Annotated in this window: 20 protein-coding genes; 7 read left to right on the top strand and 13 right to left on the bottom strand. The window is 46.1% G+C overall.

Annotated features, from left to right (window positions below):
• Window positions 1-71: 71 nt before the first annotated feature.
• Both MF542_RS06840 and rraA read left to right on the top strand, forming a co-directional pair.
• Window positions 72-284: an SMc00767 family acetate metabolism repressor gene (locus tag MF542_RS06840; RefSeq protein ID WP_247017322.1), complete on the top strand. Its 213-nt coding sequence runs from the start codon at window positions 72-74 to the stop codon at window positions 282-284.
• Window positions 285-287: 3 nt separating this feature from the next.
• The gene (gene rraA, locus MF542_RS06835; protein WP_247017320.1) at window positions 288-794 is read left to right on the top strand and encodes a ribonuclease E activity regulator RraA; all 507 of its coding nucleotides are present in this window, start codon (window positions 288-290) and stop codon (window positions 792-794) included.
• Here the strand turns inward: rraA and metW are convergent, their stop codons facing one another.
• From metW to MF542_RS06810, 5 genes are all read right to left on the bottom strand, one after another.
• Window positions 795-1,394, bottom strand: coding sequence for a methionine biosynthesis protein MetW (gene metW / locus MF542_RS06830; RefSeq protein WP_247017318.1), 600 nt, complete (start codon window positions 1,392-1,394; stop codon window positions 795-797).
• Window positions 1,391-2,527 carry a homoserine O-acetyltransferase MetX gene (gene metX / locus MF542_RS06825; RefSeq protein WP_247017316.1) on the bottom strand — a complete coding sequence of 379 codons (1,137 nt, stop codon included), beginning with the start codon at window positions 2,525-2,527 and terminating at the stop codon, window positions 1,391-1,393. The genes metW and metX overlap by 4 nt, the downstream gene beginning before the upstream one ends.
• Window positions 2,528-2,556: 29 nt before the next feature.
• Window positions 2,557-3,162, bottom strand: a complete 606-nt coding sequence (locus MF542_RS06820; protein WP_247017314.1) for a flavin reductase family protein — start codon at window positions 3,160-3,162, stop codon at window positions 2,557-2,559.
• Between the two features lie 171 nt (window positions 3,163-3,333).
• Window positions 3,334-4,002 (bottom strand): glutathione S-transferase family protein, encoded by a 669-nt coding sequence (locus MF542_RS06815; RefSeq protein ID WP_247017312.1) that lies wholly within the window; start codon window positions 4,000-4,002, stop codon window positions 3,334-3,336.
• 17 nt (window positions 4,003-4,019) lie between these two features.
• The gene (locus tag MF542_RS06810; protein WP_247017309.1) at window positions 4,020-4,451 is read right to left on the bottom strand and encodes a MarR family winged helix-turn-helix transcriptional regulator; all 432 of its coding nucleotides are present in this window, start codon (window positions 4,449-4,451) and stop codon (window positions 4,020-4,022) included.
• Between the two features lie 259 nt (window positions 4,452-4,710).
• Between MF542_RS06810 and hisC the strand changes: the two genes are divergently transcribed.
• Both hisC and MF542_RS06800 read left to right on the top strand, forming a co-directional pair.
• The gene (hisC, locus tag MF542_RS06805; RefSeq protein WP_247017307.1) at window positions 4,711-5,790 is read left to right on the top strand and encodes a histidinol-phosphate transaminase; all 1,080 of its coding nucleotides are present in this window, start codon (window positions 4,711-4,713) and stop codon (window positions 5,788-5,790) included.
• 3 nt (window positions 5,791-5,793) lie between these two features.
• Window positions 5,794-6,720 (top strand): prephenate/arogenate dehydrogenase family protein, encoded by a 927-nt coding sequence (locus tag MF542_RS06800; RefSeq protein WP_247017305.1) that lies wholly within the window; start codon window positions 5,794-5,796, stop codon window positions 6,718-6,720.
• Here the strand turns inward: MF542_RS06800 and MF542_RS06795 are convergent.
• The 4 genes from MF542_RS06795 to ftsE are packed head-to-tail and all read right to left on the bottom strand — an operon-like array spanning window position 6,717 to window position 9,823.
• Window positions 6,717-7,652 carry a DUF2125 domain-containing protein gene (locus tag MF542_RS06795; protein WP_247017303.1) on the bottom strand — a complete coding sequence of 312 codons (936 nt, stop codon included), beginning with the start codon at window positions 7,650-7,652 and terminating at the stop codon, window positions 6,717-6,719. The genes MF542_RS06800 and MF542_RS06795 overlap by 4 nt on opposite strands.
• 22 nt (window positions 7,653-7,674) lie before the next feature.
• Complete coding sequence (locus MF542_RS06790) at window positions 7,675-8,244, bottom strand: YdcF family protein (RefSeq protein WP_247017301.1); 570 nt, start codon at window positions 8,242-8,244, stop codon at window positions 7,675-7,677.
• An 8-nt stretch (window positions 8,245-8,252) separates the two neighbouring features.
• Window positions 8,253-9,134 carry a cell division protein FtsX gene (locus MF542_RS06785; protein ID WP_247017299.1) on the bottom strand — a complete coding sequence of 294 codons (882 nt, stop codon included), beginning with the start codon at window positions 9,132-9,134 and terminating at the stop codon, window positions 8,253-8,255.
• A gap of 2 nt (window positions 9,135-9,136) precedes the next feature.
• Window positions 9,137-9,823, bottom strand: coding sequence for a cell division ATP-binding protein FtsE (ftsE, locus tag MF542_RS06780; RefSeq protein ID WP_247017297.1), 687 nt, complete (start codon window positions 9,821-9,823; stop codon window positions 9,137-9,139).
• Between the two features lie 187 nt (window positions 9,824-10,010).
• Between ftsE and MF542_RS06775 the strand changes: the two genes are divergently transcribed.
• Entirely contained in the window at window positions 10,011-11,105 is a 1,095-nt protein-coding gene (locus MF542_RS06775; protein WP_247017295.1) for a zinc-ribbon domain-containing protein, read from the top strand.
• A 266-nt stretch (window positions 11,106-11,371) separates the two neighbouring features.
• A complete protein-coding gene (locus MF542_RS06770; RefSeq protein ID WP_247017293.1) occupies window positions 11,372-11,806 on the top strand; it encodes a response regulator in 435 nt (144 codons plus the stop codon).
• Here the strand turns inward: MF542_RS06770 and lysA are convergent.
• From lysA to argH, 3 genes are read right to left on the bottom strand one after another with little or no spacing between them, the layout of a single operon-like run.
• Window positions 11,743-13,017 carry a diaminopimelate decarboxylase gene (lysA, locus tag MF542_RS06765; protein ID WP_247017291.1) on the bottom strand — a complete coding sequence of 425 codons (1,275 nt, stop codon included), beginning with the start codon at window positions 13,015-13,017 and terminating at the stop codon, window positions 11,743-11,745. The two genes, MF542_RS06770 and lysA, sit on opposite strands and share 64 nt — an antisense overlap.
• Window position 13,018: 1 nt before the next feature.
• Window positions 13,019-13,138: an LPS translocon maturation chaperone LptM gene (gene lptM, locus MF542_RS17885; RefSeq protein ID WP_425531245.1), complete on the bottom strand. Its 120-nt coding sequence runs from the start codon at window positions 13,136-13,138 to the stop codon at window positions 13,019-13,021.
• 2 nt (window positions 13,139-13,140) lie between these two features.
• Window positions 13,141-14,556: an argininosuccinate lyase gene (gene argH / locus MF542_RS06760; RefSeq protein ID WP_343264865.1), complete on the bottom strand. Its 1,416-nt coding sequence runs from the start codon at window positions 14,554-14,556 to the stop codon at window positions 13,141-13,143.
• A 90-nt stretch (window positions 14,557-14,646) separates the two neighbouring features.
• On the opposite strand from argH, the gene MF542_RS06755 reads away from it, so the two are divergent.
• Window positions 14,647-15,228: a TlpA disulfide reductase family protein gene (locus tag MF542_RS06755; RefSeq protein WP_247017287.1), complete on the top strand. Its 582-nt coding sequence runs from the start codon at window positions 14,647-14,649 to the stop codon at window positions 15,226-15,228.
• Here the strand turns inward: MF542_RS06755 and MF542_RS06750 are convergent, their stop codons facing one another.
• Complete coding sequence (locus MF542_RS06750) at window positions 15,229-15,729, bottom strand: SixA phosphatase family protein (protein ID WP_247017285.1); 501 nt, start codon at window positions 15,727-15,729, stop codon at window positions 15,229-15,231.
• Window positions 15,730-15,760: the final 31 nt, after the last annotated feature.

Below are 15,760 nucleotides of genomic sequence, written 5' to 3'. Positions count from 1 at the left end.
TCTTGTATTATTATTGCGCAAAATATAGTGTTTTCGTTATTAAATTACTCAACTCTTGTGGAGATAAACTCATGAGCGATACACCTGAAAGCCAATCAATGGAAGAAAGTCAGGAAATGGCGATCCGTCAGGTAGCCAATGCACTGCACCGCCTTAATGATGCGGTTATCTCTGCCGTGGGTAAAGGTGTGACAGTTGAGCTGATGCGTGCGTCAAGATATCATAACGAAGAAGGCGGCTGGGGTGATATGCTGGTGCCGATTATTCATAAAAACGGGAAGTAACATATGACGGCAGGCATTTTAAAAACACCGAAACTTGCTACTGCAGACGTATGTGATGCGGTAGGCAGTGATGCGGCTGTTCTGTCTGTCGATTTCCGAGATTTTGGGGGGCGGCGAGATTTCGCTGGTCCTGCGGTAACTGTACGCACACTGGATGATAATTCCAAAGTGAAAGAACTTCTGGCTGGTAAAGGTGAAGGTAGAGTATTGGTGGTGGACGGTGAAGGTAGTTGCCGAACCGCCCTTATGGGGGGGAATCTAGCGCTAGATGCCAATCGAAACGGCTGGGCAGGTGTTGTTATATACGGCTGCATACGAGATAAGCACGAACTTATCCGTGAAGATATAGGTATTAAAGCACTAGGTAGTTGCCCAAGAAAAACTGAAAAGCTGGGCCGTGGTGAAGTAGATGTGGAAGTCGCTTTTGGTGGTGTTACGATTCACCCGGGTGATTGGGTAATCGCGGATGCAGACGGTGTAGTTGTCACCCGCGAACTTCCTGAGCTCTAGTTATTTTTCTAATAGAAACAATGCTTGATCGGCGTGCCAATTTGCGCGCTTTCTGCCCATATTGAGGCGTGTACCGTCGCTCATATGAGGTACAAACTCTGCCACTTTTAAGTTTTCCTGTTCGATTAAATCAAACAGATCGGTAATCGTACAAAAATGAATGTTGCTGGTGTTGTACCACGTTTTATCAAGCGCCTTGGTAACAGGCATACGGCCTCGGGTAAGTAAGCTGAAACGTACACGCCACTGGCCGAAGTTGGGGATAGTGACAATCGCACGTTTTCCAATCCGGAGGAGATTGAGCATTACCTCACGAGGTTGATGCATCGCCTGTAGCGCTTTAGATAATATTACATAATCAAAGGTGTTGTCTGGATATTCGTGAAGGTCGTTATCAGCATCGCCTTGCACCACAAACAAACCTTTGGCGACACAGCTGTTTACACCCTTTTGGCTGATTTCAATACCGCGTCCATCGATACCTTTCTCGTTCACCAGATAATCTAGAAGTGCGCCGTCATCACAGCCAACATCCAATACGCGGTTTTCAGGTTCAATCATGTCCGCAATAAGCTGAAGGTCTTTTCTAAGTGTGGTCATGAACTAAGCCCCCTCGCTTTAGCTGCCGCTGAAATGAAGCCTTCAATCATCTGATCCATTTCCGGTTCCTCTAGAAGGAAAGCATCATGGCCGTGTGGCGATTCGATTTCGGCAAAGCTTACAGGAACACCAGCTGCATTTAGTGCATGTACAATGCGCTTGTTTTCAGCAGTTGGGTAAAGCCAATCCGTTGAGAAGCTGATTATACAGCAGCGAACATGGGCCGCATTTTTAAAGGCGTCAGCCAACCGGCCATCATGCCTGCCAGCGATATCCAGATAATCCATTGCACGGGTAATGTAGAGATAGCTGTTAGCATCGAACCGATCCACGAACGTACTGCCCTGATAACGAAGGTAACTCTCAACTTGGAAGTCTGCATCAAACCCAAAAGTGATGGCGTCTCGGCTTTGAAGGTTGCGACCAAATTTTCGGGTAAGTGCATCTTCAGACAGGTAAGTAATGTGGGCTGTCATGCGGGCAACAGACAAGCCTTTGTCTGGTTTTGCTTCTTTTTCATAATAGCGCCCACCATTCCAATTGGGATCAGCCATTACAGATTGGCGGCCAACTTCATGGAGAGCAATATTTTGTGCCGTATGCCGGGCAGCTGTAGCGAGAGCGATGGTACTATGTAGCCGTTCTGGGAAGGTGGCGAGCCATTCTAGTACTTGCATGCCTCCCATCGAACCGCCTATCAGAGCAAAGAGTGTATCGACGCCCAGATGATCCAACAGTGCTGCTTGGACCTTTACCATGTCGCGAATGGTAATAACCGGAAAATCAATGCCCCACGGTTTTTCAGTAGCCGGGTTAATTTCCTTGGGCCCTGTGGTGCCAAGGCAGCTTCCAAGTACATTTGAGCAAATGACGAAATATTTGTTGGTGTCCACAAGTTTACCGGGGCCGATAATACGTTCCCACCAGCCAGGTTTGCCAGTGATAGGATGATTGCTTGCTACATACTGATCACCGGTAAGGGCATGACAGATGAGAATGGCATTAGAGCGGCCCTCATTCAGTTCGCCGTAAGTTTCGAAACCTACATTTACAGGCGAAAGGGTAGCGCCACTATCCAGTTCAAGTGGGCTTTCAGTGAAGAGACTGACACTGTTGCAAGCTGATGTGTTCATAGATATTTTTCTTTCTCGTTTATCAGCTTTTATTTTGGACGTTGAATTTGAAATTGATCTGTTATTCTAGCGTAATCGGGACCAGCTAAGCGTGCTATCGGGTTTAGTTTATTTACATCAATTCGCAAAGGGTCTCGTTGTAGGATAATATCATCTTGCACATGAAATTGGACGACCTCACCAATGATGACACAGCCGCCACCCTCCAAAGCGGTATGTTGAAACAACTTACATTCCATGCTCACAGGCGATGCTTGAATACGAGGGGGCTTTACCTCGGTTGATTCCGTTACATTAATGTTAGCAATTTCTATCTCACTCTGGTCTTGCGTAAAGTTGCCAGCACAAATATTCATTTGAACTGCTAAGGCCTCATTCACAATATTAATCACAAACTCTTTGGTTTCTATAATGTTCCGAGGCGTGTCTTTTACACTATTGTCTACCTTCGGTTCAAAACCAAGCACAAGAACTGGTGGGCTACTGCCTACCGCATTGAAAAAACTGAAAGGGGCTGCGTTAACTATGCCGTCTTTGCCGAGTGTTGTGACAAAAGCAATGGGCCTTGGCACTACTGTTGACGTTAGCAACCTGTATGCAGTTGAAGATGTGATCTCAGATGACGCAAAACGCATAACTTGTGGTCTCATATTATATATGTCCGCAACTCGGTGCGGGTAGGTAACTATCGCCGAGAAGCTACCATTACACATGTCTCTCAAAACGTTGTTGCGCCAGAAAACCCAGAAGCACTGCGAATGTCAACGAGGGAAAACTATCGTAAAAGGTCAGAAACAATTGAAACACTATGCGAGTGGTTTGAACTTTCCATCTTTTTGGAGAGCTGCCTGATAAGCTGGGCGTGCTCGCATTTGCTCAAGATACTGCTGGGTATGAGGATAGCGATCGCCAAGACCAACACGTACAGCCATTACTTCAACGCAGTAACCCATGGTGATATCGGCTGCTGTCAGTTCATCTCCTGCGAACCATTTGGTTTTGGCAAGTTGGGCTTCCATTTGTACCAGTATGCGTTCAAGGCGTGGGGCTATGAAGTTTTCATTCAGTTTTTTACCAATACTGGCAACGATAGGTTTGATGAAGAAAGGAGCTCTGCTTGACATCATTGAAAAAACATACCTATTCGTTAACAGCGGCTGCAGGCTGCCTTGTGCCATATGAAACCAAAATAGATAATCCGTACGTTCAGGTGTGCCTGTTTTCGGCCGTAACTTTCCGTCGCCGTATGTTTCGATAATATAATCAATGATAGCGTTAGACTCGCTCAGGGTGACGTTACCATCGGTAATTGCCGGCGCAGTTCCTAGCGGCGATATCTCTTTATATTCAGAAGGTGCAAGCCTTGTGGCTGGGTCTCGATCATACATTTTGAAAGCATATTCTATACCCAGTTCTTCTAGGAGCCAGAGAATACGAATGGACTGTGAGTTTTCCAGATGGTGTAGTGTAAGCATAATAAGGCCTTTAGCTGTCAGAGCTTTTTCAGGATTTCATAAAGCGCGTTCATTTCATTTTCCGGAAGATCTATGCGTTGATTGAGGAGCAATTGATCCGCATCTGTATGGGCTTTTTCGCCAGCGTCGGTGATGGATACATAAACGGTACGTTGGTCTTGTTCGCTTCGAAGCTTGATCACGAGACCTGCTTCAACCAGCTTGTTAAGTGTGCGAGATACATTGGGGTTGTCATCCACCAGTGTTGCTTTCAAATCAGAAACCGTAAGGGTTTTCTTTGGAGCAAAAGAGAGCGAATGCAGAATAGAAAGCTGTAGGATAGAGAGACCTGATGGTTTGAGCAGGCGTTCCATCTCACTTTTCTTTTCCTGAGCAATACAGGCCAAAAGGCCCATTACTTTATGCTCAACACTCATGTCCGCATCAATGATCAATTGCTTATTAGCCATACTGATATCCAGTTACTATCCATGTATATAGTTTCCATGGAATATATATTCAAGATAATTATATTCCATGGATGATATTGTATTATAGAGGTGTCGGATTTGTGCTCAAGAGGCATGTAACTTTGTGGCGTCCGTAAAAAGTGAAAACGAAGCTTCACTGAACTTGCGCTTTAGTGAATGCCACTATAGTGTCCAAGCTGTTTTGAAGCTGCGGTACACAGGGAATCGTAGCGGATTAGTAAAATATTGGAGAATTAAAATGGCATCCCCGAAAGCTCATGATTGGATTATGGATATGGCACCTTATGTGCCGGGTCGTTCCAAGGTTGAGGGTGTTGAGGAAGTAGTGAAGCTTTCTTCAAACGAGTCTGTTTTTGGCGCAAGTCCCAAAGCTGTTGAAGCGTTCAAAGATACTGCTGGTGGCCTTATGCGCTACCCGGATGCCAATTCAAATGATCTTCGCGATGCAATTGCGGATGTTTATAATCTCAACGCAGATAATATTATCTGTGGTGCAGGTTCCGATGAACTCCTTACTCTTTTGATCCATACATTCGCAGGCCCGGGTGATGAGGTAATCTACAGCCAATATGGTTTTATGGTTTACCCAATTCAAACACGGGCGGTGGGCGCTACAGGTATTGCAGTGCCGAACAAAAACTGGGCTGCTGACGTAGACGGTATACTTGAAGCAGTTACATCAGACACCAAGCTTGTGTTTGTTGATAACCCGAACAATCCAACGGGTGCTTATAATACATGGTCAGAAATTGAGCGTCTGCATGCTGGACTGCCTGATAGCGTAATTCTTGTGCTGGATGCTGCGTATGCAGAGTGTGTAACAGCCGATGATTATAATGCGGGTGAAAGCCTCGTTGAAAAGTATGATAACGTGATCATGACACGTACTTTCTCAAAAATGTATGCGCTCGCAGGGCTGCGGGTTGGTTGGGCATATGGTGCGCCGGGCATTATTGATGTGATCAACCGTGTGCGTATGCCGTTTAATGTATGCGTGCCAGGCCAACCTGCTGCAATTGAGGCTGTGAAAGATGAAGAGCACCTTCAGGCATCTGTGGAATTCAATACAACGTGGCGTGATTGGCTAACAGCTGAGTTGAATGCACTTGGCCTGAAGGCGGTTGAAAGCCAAACTAACTTCGTGCTTGTAGAATTCCCAGATGAAAGCAAAAGCGCGCTGGCGTGTAATGAGTTCCTGACAAAGCGCGGTTATCTTGTTCGTGCCTTGCCTCCGCTTCCAAACCACCTACGTATCTCTATTGGTTCGGAAGAACAGAACAAGGGCGTTATTGCGCTGATTAAAGAGTTTCTTGGATAAATAATGACCGTTACAGACAGTATATTTAACCGCATTACCATTGTTGGTGCGGGCCTTATTGGTTCATCTGTTGCTCGGGCCGTTCGCAAATATGAAGTTTGTGAAACACTGGCGCTCGTGGATGCAAATGAAACCATCATTTCAGAAGCAAGAGATCTGGAACTTGCGGATGAATATTATACTGATGTAGAAAAATCCGTTGATAATTCTGATCTTATTATGCTTGCGGTACCAGTGGGGGCGATGACTTCTGTTGGTGCTGCTATTGCAGGCAACCTGAAAGCTGGTGCTATCATCAGTGATGTGGGCTCAGTAAAAGAAAGTGTTTTCAAGGCACTTGATCCGCTTCTGCCTGAAGGTGTGCATCTTATCCCTGGTCACCCGGTTGCGGGTACAGAACAATCTGGCCCTAGCGCTGGTTTCGCAACTCTCTTTGATGACCGTTGGTGTATTATCACACCGCCTGAAGGTGCTGATGAGGACGCGTTGGAAAAGCTATCTGCCCTTTGGAAAGCGTTTGGTAGCCGCGTAGAAATTATGACCCCCGGGCACCATGACTTGGTACTGGCAATTACATCCCACGTACCGCACCTGATCGCCTATAATATTGTAGGTACTGCCTCAGATCTGGAAGAAGTAACCCGTTCAGAAGTGATTAAATACTCTGCAGGTGGTTTCCGGGATTTCACACGTATTGCCGCGTCTGATCCTACCATGTGGCGAGATGTATTTTTGAACAATAAGGATGCGGTCCTTGAAATGCTTGGCCGTTTCTCGGAAGACTTAACGGCTTTACAGCGTGCTATTCGCTGGGGGGACGGGGACGCGCTCTTCGATCTCTTTACTCGCACCCGCGGTATCCGCCGCCGTATTATCGATGCAGGCCAAGATGATGCTGCGGCTGACTTTGGCCGGACGCACGAAGATTAATCTAGAACAGGTTTTAGCCTTCCGCTCGCATTTGCACCGCTCGAATATCTACCATTTTGCAGCATGATGTTTAGTGCACCGGAAGATGGGATGATAGCTGGGTTAATACCTGTTGTTTGAAGCAGTTTTTGGATGTTTTCACCGCCATTCACTGTCATGCTGGCGCTTCCAAGCGGCTTCATATTTTCATCTAGCGTTGCACTTAAGCTACCTCTCAGGCGGCCACCTTGTGAACGGATATCAATGATGCTGAATTCCACAAGGCCACCTTCATCACGCCAGTTTTCAAGTTCCCTTTTGTTCCAATCATGAATGATAGGGCCAGAGATACCGCCCGTGGCTTCCACAGATGTTGTGTCAGTATTGGCAACAAGCTTCAGATCTAAATATCTTTCGCCGTATAAGCCTTCTTTTGCTTGAGTGTTGGCGTCGCTGAAACGGAGGAAAAGTTGAAGGCCTGTTAACCGCGGTGGGATAACACCGAAGAAACGGTCTACATTCAGATCATCTGTGGTTAAGCTATCAATCGCAATAACACGTTGGCCATCTTCATAAAGCTTATAGCTGGCATTTAGCGCCTTATCGCGCAAAGCCAGTGATTTGTTAGCAAATTTTGCATCTAGTCCTGAAATCTGTGCTACCCAGTGGTTCGCTGTCCAAAGATGTGTGGTTAGAACCATTTTATCCGTATGGATATCGAGGCCACGACTACGAGTGCGAAGATCAAAGTCTTCAATTTCAACAGCAATACGGTAGGGGAAACCACTATGGCTTATGTTGCCGTGTTCTATTTGAATGCCTTGATCGCGCCAATCCGCTAGAAGGTTAACCGTATCTTTTTCCGCTTGAAAAGCCGCAGTGAACCAAAGGCCGCTATAGACCAGAATGGCCACAAACATAACAGCGATAGCAAGGCGCAATTGCTTTACCAAGGGTACTCTCCAGATATATTAGTTACAGGCTTAAACCCTCACGCACCAGCGTGATGAGGTATTTATTATATTCTTTTGCCAGTTTTAGCACGGGTAATTTTGTAGGTACCGAAACAGCGGTGATACTCGTATCTGGCAAATGCTTTCGGAATAAAATCAAACTACGCTGGATGTGATAATCTGAGGTTACGAGCAGAATAGTTTGAAAGCTGTTCTTATGTACCCATTCAGCTGATTCTTGGGCATTGCCAATGGTGCTGTCAGCTGCATAGCCTAAATCAATACAACAAGCAAAAAGGTCTGGATTAGCTCCTGTCCGGACTGCCAGCTCGCTAGGGCGTACATCTTCATGAACGCCTGAGATAAGCATGCGGCCTGCAACCTTGTTTTCCAGAAGAGTAATACCTGTTTCGAGCCGGTTAGGCCCGCCAGTTAAGACAATAACAGCGTCTGACTTACTGGCTGTTGTATCTGTTTTGGCTGCATAGGGTAGGCGTATCCAAAATAAAGCGAAGCCAATACCCCATGCAATGATGAGATAGCCAATCAGCTTTAGAAGAAAGCGGTGTATGCTAAAGCTCGAGCTTTTCAAAACCAGTCCTACATCAATTCCAGTAGTGCTTTACGTACAGTGATACGGGCAGTGAGCATAGTAATAATTGCGGCAGCAATGGGGAGAATGAAAAGCCATGAAAGATAGCTTAAATCTGGCAAGCTTGCGCTAATCAAGCCTTGTCCAAGGCGTTCTGCCATGCGTGATAACACCCATAGCGTGGTAGCCGCGAGAATAACGCCGAGCAGTCCCCCTTTGAGGCCGTGAATTAAATATCGGGCATCAAAAGCTTTCGCGATCATTTTATCTTCGGCACCCATCAGGTGCATAATCTCAATGCTTTCGTGATGGGTCGCAAGGCCTGCACGGCACCCAAATATAACGATAGCAACAGTGGACATCACTACCATAAAGACGACAGACCATAAGAGAATTTGAATAATAGCGGCGAGCTCAAGGATTTGAGTCATCCATGCTTGGTGATCATCAAGCTGAGCACCGGGTGCTGCGGCTCTCAATCGTTCTGAAAGCGCTTTGGTATCCGGTCTGTCTGCACTTTCATCTAGTTTAACATCAATCAACGTAGGAATTGGCAGGTTATTATCAATTGGCATTTCGCCCAACCATGGAGACAGAAGGGCGATAATTTCTGAATCTGCTAGGACTTCAGCTTTTTCAACACCAGGTGTGGCATTTAGTAAGCGAAGAGCGGCTTGTGTCTGGTTTTCCCGTTCTATTGCATCTTTTACAACAATCTGGACAGATAGATTTGCGGTGAGATGATTGCTCCATCTCTCAAGCCCTTGTCCAATGGCAAAAGCGCCTGCGAGAGAAAGTGTGCATAAAAACAGCATTACACCAATTACCCAGGGAAGGAGGCCCTCGCGTAAACTGCTTTCAGGCAGAAACTGTAATGTTTTCCCCCACATGGTTATTTCCTTGGGTCCATAGGTTTGCCGCCCGGTGTGTATGAAACTTGGCCTTTATCAAGGCGAAGAACGGGGGCCCCAACGCGTTTTACGAGCCCTTCATCGTGGGTAGCAACAATGGTTGTTGTACCTTCTTTATTAAGGGCCACGAAAAGCTGCATCAAACGTCGTGACATTTCTGCGTCAACGTTACCTGTTGGTTCATCAGCTACCAAAAGGTCTGGTTTATTGATAATAGAACGTGCAATCGCGACCCGCTGTTTTTCACCACCAGAAAGTGTCGCCGGTTTCGCATGCATACGGTCGCCCAAGCCTACCCATGACAAAAGTTCTTCCACATGGTCTGCGACCTGTATTTTCTTCGCACCTTGAATCCTTAAGGGGAGAGCGACATTTTCAAAAGCGGTCATGTGCTCAAACAGGCGGTAATCCTGAAAAACTACACCGATACGGCGCCTTATACGTGGAAGTGCATCCCGCTCAAGCGTTGATAGATCTTTGCCAAAAAAATTAACGAGGCCTCGAGATGGCCGATGTGCCAAATAAAGCAACTTTAGGAGAGTAGTTTTGCCAGCGCCCGAAGGGCCAACTAAAAAATGAAAGCTGCCGCGATCAAGGGAAAAGCTGACATCTGTCAGTACTTCCGCGCCCATGCCGTAACGCATGCCTACATTTTCGAAGCTTATCATAAGCCCTCCCAATCAAAACAAGCGTAGAATTGCATACGCTAATTCAAGCGGCAAGTATAGGATTCACATATAGCTACTTGTATTTTCTATGGGCATTCCTGTAGATTGGAAATAGATACTATATTGAAGTACACTTTCTGTGTGCGCTATGGGGTTCTCGATATAAGGCAACGGTTTAGGCAGTTTTATGATCCTTGTTTGTCCGTCATGTGACGCAAAATTCAATATTCCTGCCGGCGCAATATCCGGTGAAGGGCGTAAGGTTCGATGTGTGCGCTGCCAGCATTCATGGCATGCAACGTCAACTGATTTGCGCGATCCTGCGCCGACACCGCCACCAGCTGCGGTGCAAGCAGCCCCAATTCAGCAGCCAGCTGTTCAGCCTCAACCGCAAATGCCGCAACAACGGGTAGCAGAAACGCCCGTCAATTTTGATGGCAAGTTGGATGCAAACACAGCTGCGCAAACAGCTGCACTTAGGCAATCTGTGCGTGAAGAAGTAGCAGCACCGCCTTCAGTAGAACCTGAACCGGAAGATGATCCTTTTGCAGATGATATGGCTCCAGCTTCTGATTTTGATGATGATTTAGCTGATGCAGCCGCAGAGAGTGATGATTTTGGGGCTTCTCTGCGAGAGAAATACGGATCTGAATTCCTAGATGATGAAGATGATGATGATGATTTCATTACGCGCCGCCGCGCTGAGCAGCGTAAACAGAATGAGCGTGATCTAGTCGCGCGTGAACGCCGTTTGATGATGGTGGGCTGGTTTAGTCTTTTACTTTTTATTGTCGCGTCAATTTATCTGGTGTTTTTTGATCGCACTTTAATGCGTGCGTATTTACCGAATGCGGCTGCTTTCTTTGATGAAGCTGGTGAAAGTGTTTCTGAAGTAGAGGTAATGAGACAAGCTGCAGAAGCGGAAGGTGGAACGCTAACACCATCTAATGCCGAAGCGATTGAGGTAGTAAATGCAGTTCTCTACAACAGTAGTACTGGCGTAGAAATACGTAATGGTGAACAGGCGCTGATACTCAGGGGGTACGTGGAAAACCTCGGTACTACTGGTGCTAAAGTCCCTCAAGTTCTGGCACAGATTTTTAATGCTAATGGTCAGGTAATTGATAGTTGGGTGTTTGATCCACCAGGGCTTTTAATCCGTCGTGGTGGTAAGCTTGATTTTGAACAGGTTCGTGTACCAATCCCAGCAGGTATCGCAAATGTGCAGGTTTCTGTAATAAAAGACTCGCGCTCTTCCACCGAAGGCGCTTACCCACAATAGTAGAATAATCCTCAATTTACTTGAATTTACTATGCTATTGCGTTTGATATAGCGCGTTATAGTTGAAAGTTAATAGTTATAGTTAACTATTTATGTAAAATAACTGGACGTATGTTAAAATTATAGTCAAATTTTCTACAGTTCAGAGTGCTAAAGCTCATTCAATCACAGAAAAAACATGATTTTCGTGTTTTCTTGGAATGAGGGATTTTATTAAGTCTTTTAACTGCCCTCCAGAATAGAGGGTTTATGTCAGAGGAAGTCTGATGGCACGTATTTTAATAGTGGAAGATGAAGAAGCCGTTAGGGAGTTTGTCTCGCGGGTTCTCACTATGCATGGTCACAGCCTGTTGATAGCGAATGATGGTGCTGCTGCTGTAGAACTGATGACCAATCATCATTTTGATTTGCTTTTAAGTGATATTGCTATGCCAATGATGGATGGCATTTCTCTTGCACTTAAAGTGCGATCAGAACGACCACATATCCCAATTCTATTAATGACAGGTTTTGCCGACGAGCGACAGCGTGCGCATAATCTATCCTTGCTTATTGAAGGACTTCTTACAAAGCCCTTCAATATGGAACAACTTCTATCGGAGGTGAATAAAGCGCTCTCGAAACTTGAAGCTGAAGATTATGCCTCTGTTGAAAGCCAATCTGGCACGTTGTCCAGCGCTATTAGCTCTTCAACTGATTGACGTTTACGGATTACCGCGTACTTCTCATCCTTGACCAACACTTCCGGTACTAGTGGGCGCGTGTTGTATGTGCTTGCCATTACGGCACCGTATGCACCTGCTGATTTAATAGCAACAAGGTCGCCTGGCTGAAACTCAGGCAGGTTCCGGTCCTTTGCAAATACATCGCTGCTTTCGCAAACTGGCCCAACTATATCTACAGGATTATCAGTTGGTGCATCTGAAGATTTTACGGAAATAATCTCATGGTGCGCATCATACATTGCCGGGCGTGCCAGATCATTCATCGCTGCATCTACGATATAGAATTTTTTTGTGTCGCTGGTTTTTTCATACAGCATTTCTGTGATTAGAAGGCCAGCATTCCCTGCGATCATACGTCCGGGTTCAAAAATAACGCTACAATCGAGATCGCCGAGGACTTCAGTTACCATGCGGCCGTAAGCACCAGGAGAAGGTGGAGCTTCAACTCCGGCCTGATAAGGAATGCCAAGGCCACCACCGAGATCAATATGCTTAATAGCATGTCCTTGTGAACGTAGCTTTTCTACAAGTTCTACCACTTTGGCAAATGCCAGTTTGAAAGGCTCCAAATCCGTAAGCTGTGAGCCAATATGCACATCAACACCAACGGCTTTGAGATTGTTGAGTTCCCCGATACGGCGATACACATTTTCCGCGCGGCTCCATGGGATACCGAACTTATTTTCAGATTTCCCTGTGGAGATTTTAGCGTGGGTTTTAGCATCCACATCTGGATTAACCCTCACAGAGACAGGGGCGATCATGCCCAGTTCACCAGCTACTGTATCGAGCGTTTCAAACTCAGCTTCGCTTTCCACGTTGAACTGCTTGATGCCTGCTTTAAGTGCGGCTTTCATTTCTGAACGTGTTTTACCAACGCCTGAGAAAACAATCTTGTTTGCTGGAATGCCTGCTTGCAACGCACGAAGAAGTTCACCTTCACTTACCACATCGGCACCAGCGCCAGCTTTCGCGAGAGTGGTTAGTACGGCTTGGTTGCTATTGGCTTTAACTGCGTAACAAACAAGAGTATCAAGCCCCTCAAATGCTTCTGAGAAAACTCGAAAATGGCGTTCAAGTGTTGCGGAAGAATATACGTAGAAAGGTGTGCTTACTTCTTCAGCTATTTTGCTGATAGCCACACCTTCAGCGAACAGTTCGCCATTTTGATATTGAAAATGATCCATATTAGTTCACCGATACAGAATTTGTTTTTGGTTTAGGCGGGTTTACATCGCCTTTTTTACCACATGCGGTTACACCTATTGCCGCGGCAATAATGAAAGCAAATGTCAGTGTTTTTTTCATGATTAGTTACTTTCTTTAAGCGCTTCACGCGCAGCGTTAACAGCATTCTTTACATTTTCAGGGGATGTTCCCCCGAATGACGTGCGACTGTTTACCGAAGCTTCGACAGAAAGGACATCATAGATGCTTTCTGTAATTCGTGGTTCTACAGCCTGCATGGCATCAAGAGGCAGATCAGAAAGATACACATTTCTGGTTTCAGCTTCTTTCACAATTGCGCCAGTGACGTGATGTGCATCTCTAAATGGCAGGCCTAGTACTCTCACGAGCCAATCAGCAATGTCTGTTGCCGTTGAGAAGCCTTGCCCCGCGGCATGATGCATTGCTTTGGTATTTGGTTTCAGATCTTCCATCATGCCTGTCATGGCGGCTAGACAGAGTGCAAAATCATCTACTGCCTTAAAGACAGGTTCCTTGTCTTCCTGCATATCCTTGGAATAAGCGAGGGGGAGACCCTTCATCACTACCATTAAACCGTTTTGTGCTCCCATAATGCGCCCCACTTTTGCGCGGATTAGTTCCGCTGCATCTGGGTTTCGTTTTTGTGGCATAATGGAAGAGCCTGTTGAGAAACCATCAGATAGCTCTAGGAAGTTAAAGGCTGATGTGGCCCACAGTACTATTTCGTCTGCGAAACGAGATAGATGAACAGAGCCAATTGACATGACGGATAAAAGTTCAATTGCAAAATCCCGGGCGGAAACCGCGTCGAGTGAATTAGCCATTGGACGGTCAAAACCAAGTGCGTCTGATGTCATATGGCGATCTAACGGGAAGCTGGTCCCTGCAAGAGCAGCAGCACCTAATGGGTTTTCATTAAGTCGTTTGCGGCAGTCCTGTAGGCGTGAGCGGTCACGGCTGAACATTTCATAATATGCCATTAGGTGGTGGCCTAGGGTTACTGGCTGAGCAGTTTGCAGATGGGTAAACCCAGGCATTACAGCATCTGCATACTTTTCTGCCTGATCAAGGGTTGCGTTAATCAATGCAGTATAAGCAGTGTCTAACTCATCAATCGCTTTACGGGACCAAAGGCGGAAATCTGTTGCTACTTGGTCATTCCTCGAACGGCCTGTGTGAAGTCGTGCACCTGCATCACCCACAAGCTCGCGGAGACGGCTTTCCACATGCATGTGAATATCTTCGAGAGCAGGATCAAATGTCATGTGTCCTGCTTCGATTTCGCGTTCAACCTGATCAAGGCCTTTGTGGATAGCGTCACGGTCTTCTGCCGTGATAATGCCTTGTTTGGCAAGCATATCAGAATGGGCTTTTGAGCCAGCGATATCTTCTCGGTACAATCGTCGATCAAAACTGATGGATTCGTTGATTTCCTGCATAATTGCAGATGGTCCGCCACCGAAGCGACCACCCCACATGCTTTGGCCATCGCCAGATGTGTGCTTTTTCTGCTCCATCGCAGAGTTTTGATCGTTTGTATCCTTGCCTTTCACGGCAGTATCCTTATTTTCTTCGCTACTCAGTTACCATTCTGATCGGAGATAAGAATGTCCAAGAAGGCCATTATTTTACCAGTTATTCTAATAACCCTTCTGGGCGTGGCAGCTTATAGCCTGTTCCGTGCCCCTGCAACGCCGGATGGTAATATAAATTCTTATTTAAAAGGTGAAATGGCCAAGCTTTCCTTGCCTGAGGAACCACAAACCTTATCGAGCCATATTATTATGCGTGCTGATGGCTCGCCGGTTGCTTTAAAAGAGCTTAAAGGTAAAGCAATGCTTATCAATCTTTGGGCTCCTTGGTGTGCACCTTGTCGGGCTGAGATGAAAGAATTGGCGCATCTTGAGAAAATACTGGGTGATGAACAGTTTGAGGTGGTGGCGATTAACGCCAATCGGGGCGGTATTGCGGAAGCCGAAGAGACTCTGAAAGAATGGGATGTTGAAGGTTTGAACCTGTATGCCGACCCAACCATGAAAACTATGTTTGACCTGGCAGAAGGTGCCTTGCCAACAAGTTTCGTTGTAGACAAGGCAGGTAATATCAGAGCTTTTTATCTCGGGCCGCTTAAGTGGGATGCACCAGAAGCTCTTGAGCTATTCACTGCTCTAAAAGAAGGTAAACTTTAATTACTCAGTTCTTGGCTCAGTATAATCCATGCTGAGCGAGGCTTTACCGTCATTATCTATATGTACGATATAAACTCGATCATATTGCTTTTCATTGAGCATAGGCAGTTTCTCGCCGATCAAGAGCGATGCTAGATAGGGTGTTGTGTTACTGTGACCAACAACCAGATATGTGCCTTCTAGGTTCTTTAGTTCTGTTGCAAAATCCTTCAGCTTGCGCGGATCATATTTTGTAACGTCGAGCTTGTGCTGCTTTGCTGTTGGTTCAGCTGTTTGCAGCGTGCGCGTATAATCTGTTGAATAAACTGCGTTTAGCTTTTTGCCTTTTAGTTTTTCAGCAATAGCTTCAGCGCGTTTAACACCGGCTTCTGTAAGTGGTGGGTTATGGTCTGCTTGTTTTTCAGCATGCCGCACCAGATAAAAAGTGCCGTCAAAAGCTGCAGCAGACACAGTTGCTGCAAAAGTTACAGCAACTGAAAGGCATAGTGTTTTAAGTTTCATAGTAACTCCCTCCGTGAAGTTACTATGTACA

Origin of the sequence: Kordiimonas laminariae, assembly GCF_023008165.1 — a bacterium.
Taxonomy (GTDB): Bacteria; Pseudomonadota; Alphaproteobacteria; order Sphingomonadales; family Kordiimonadaceae; genus Kordiimonas; species Kordiimonas laminariae.
The sequence above is the reverse complement of the archived record's forward strand: the minus strand, read 5'-3'. Positions and strand labels throughout refer to the sequence as shown.

What these genes read in the sequence shown, in the direction of transcription:
- lysA (WP_247017291.1), bottom strand. Translation starts at nt 13,017, where the DNA reads ATGGATCATTTTCAATATCAAAATGGCGAACTGTTCGCTGAAGGTGTG.
- argH (WP_343264865.1), bottom strand. Translation starts at nt 14,556, where the DNA reads ATGGAGCAGAAAAAGCACACATCTGGCGATGGCCAAAGCATGTGGGGT.
- ftsE (WP_247017297.1), bottom strand. Translation starts at nt 9,823, where the DNA reads ATGATAAGCTTCGAAAATGTAGGCATGCGTTACGGCATGGGCGCGGAA.
- MF542_RS06820 (WP_247017314.1), bottom strand. Translation starts at nt 3,162, where the DNA reads ATGCGTTTTGCGTCATCTGAGATCACATCTTCAACTGCATACAGGTTG.
- MF542_RS06750 (WP_247017285.1), bottom strand. Translation starts at nt 15,729, where the DNA reads ATGAAACTTAAAACACTATGCCTTTCAGTTGCTGTAACTTTTGCAGCA.
- MF542_RS06800 (WP_247017305.1), top strand. Translation starts at nt 5,794, where the DNA reads ATGACCGTTACAGACAGTATATTTAACCGCATTACCATTGTTGGTGCG.
- hisC (WP_247017307.1), top strand. Translation starts at nt 4,711, where the DNA reads ATGGCATCCCCGAAAGCTCATGATTGGATTATGGATATGGCACCTTAT.
- MF542_RS06785 (WP_247017299.1), bottom strand. Translation starts at nt 9,134, where the DNA reads ATGTGGGGGAAAACATTACAGTTTCTGCCTGAAAGCAGTTTACGCGAG.
- MF542_RS06755 (WP_247017287.1), top strand. Translation starts at nt 14,647, where the DNA reads ATGTCCAAGAAGGCCATTATTTTACCAGTTATTCTAATAACCCTTCTG.
- lptM (WP_425531245.1), bottom strand. Translation starts at nt 13,138, where the DNA reads ATGAAAAAAACACTGACATTTGCTTTCATTATTGCCGCGGCAATAGGT.
- MF542_RS06810 (WP_247017309.1), bottom strand. Translation starts at nt 4,451, where the DNA reads ATGGCTAATAAGCAATTGATCATTGATGCGGACATGAGTGTTGAGCAT.
- MF542_RS06840 (WP_247017322.1), top strand. Translation starts at nt 72, where the DNA reads ATGAGCGATACACCTGAAAGCCAATCAATGGAAGAAAGTCAGGAAATG.
- metW (WP_247017318.1), bottom strand. Translation starts at nt 1,394, where the DNA reads ATGACCACACTTAGAAAAGACCTTCAGCTTATTGCGGACATGATTGAA.
- MF542_RS06775 (WP_247017295.1), top strand. Translation starts at nt 10,011, where the DNA reads ATGATCCTTGTTTGTCCGTCATGTGACGCAAAATTCAATATTCCTGCC.
- rraA (WP_247017320.1), top strand. Translation starts at nt 288, where the DNA reads ATGACGGCAGGCATTTTAAAAACACCGAAACTTGCTACTGCAGACGTA.
- MF542_RS06770 (WP_247017293.1), top strand. Translation starts at nt 11,372, where the DNA reads ATGGCACGTATTTTAATAGTGGAAGATGAAGAAGCCGTTAGGGAGTTT.
- MF542_RS06815 (WP_247017312.1), bottom strand. Translation starts at nt 4,002, where the DNA reads ATGCTTACACTACACCATCTGGAAAACTCACAGTCCATTCGTATTCTC.
- metX (WP_247017316.1), bottom strand. Translation starts at nt 2,527, where the DNA reads ATGAACACATCAGCTTGCAACAGTGTCAGTCTCTTCACTGAAAGCCCA.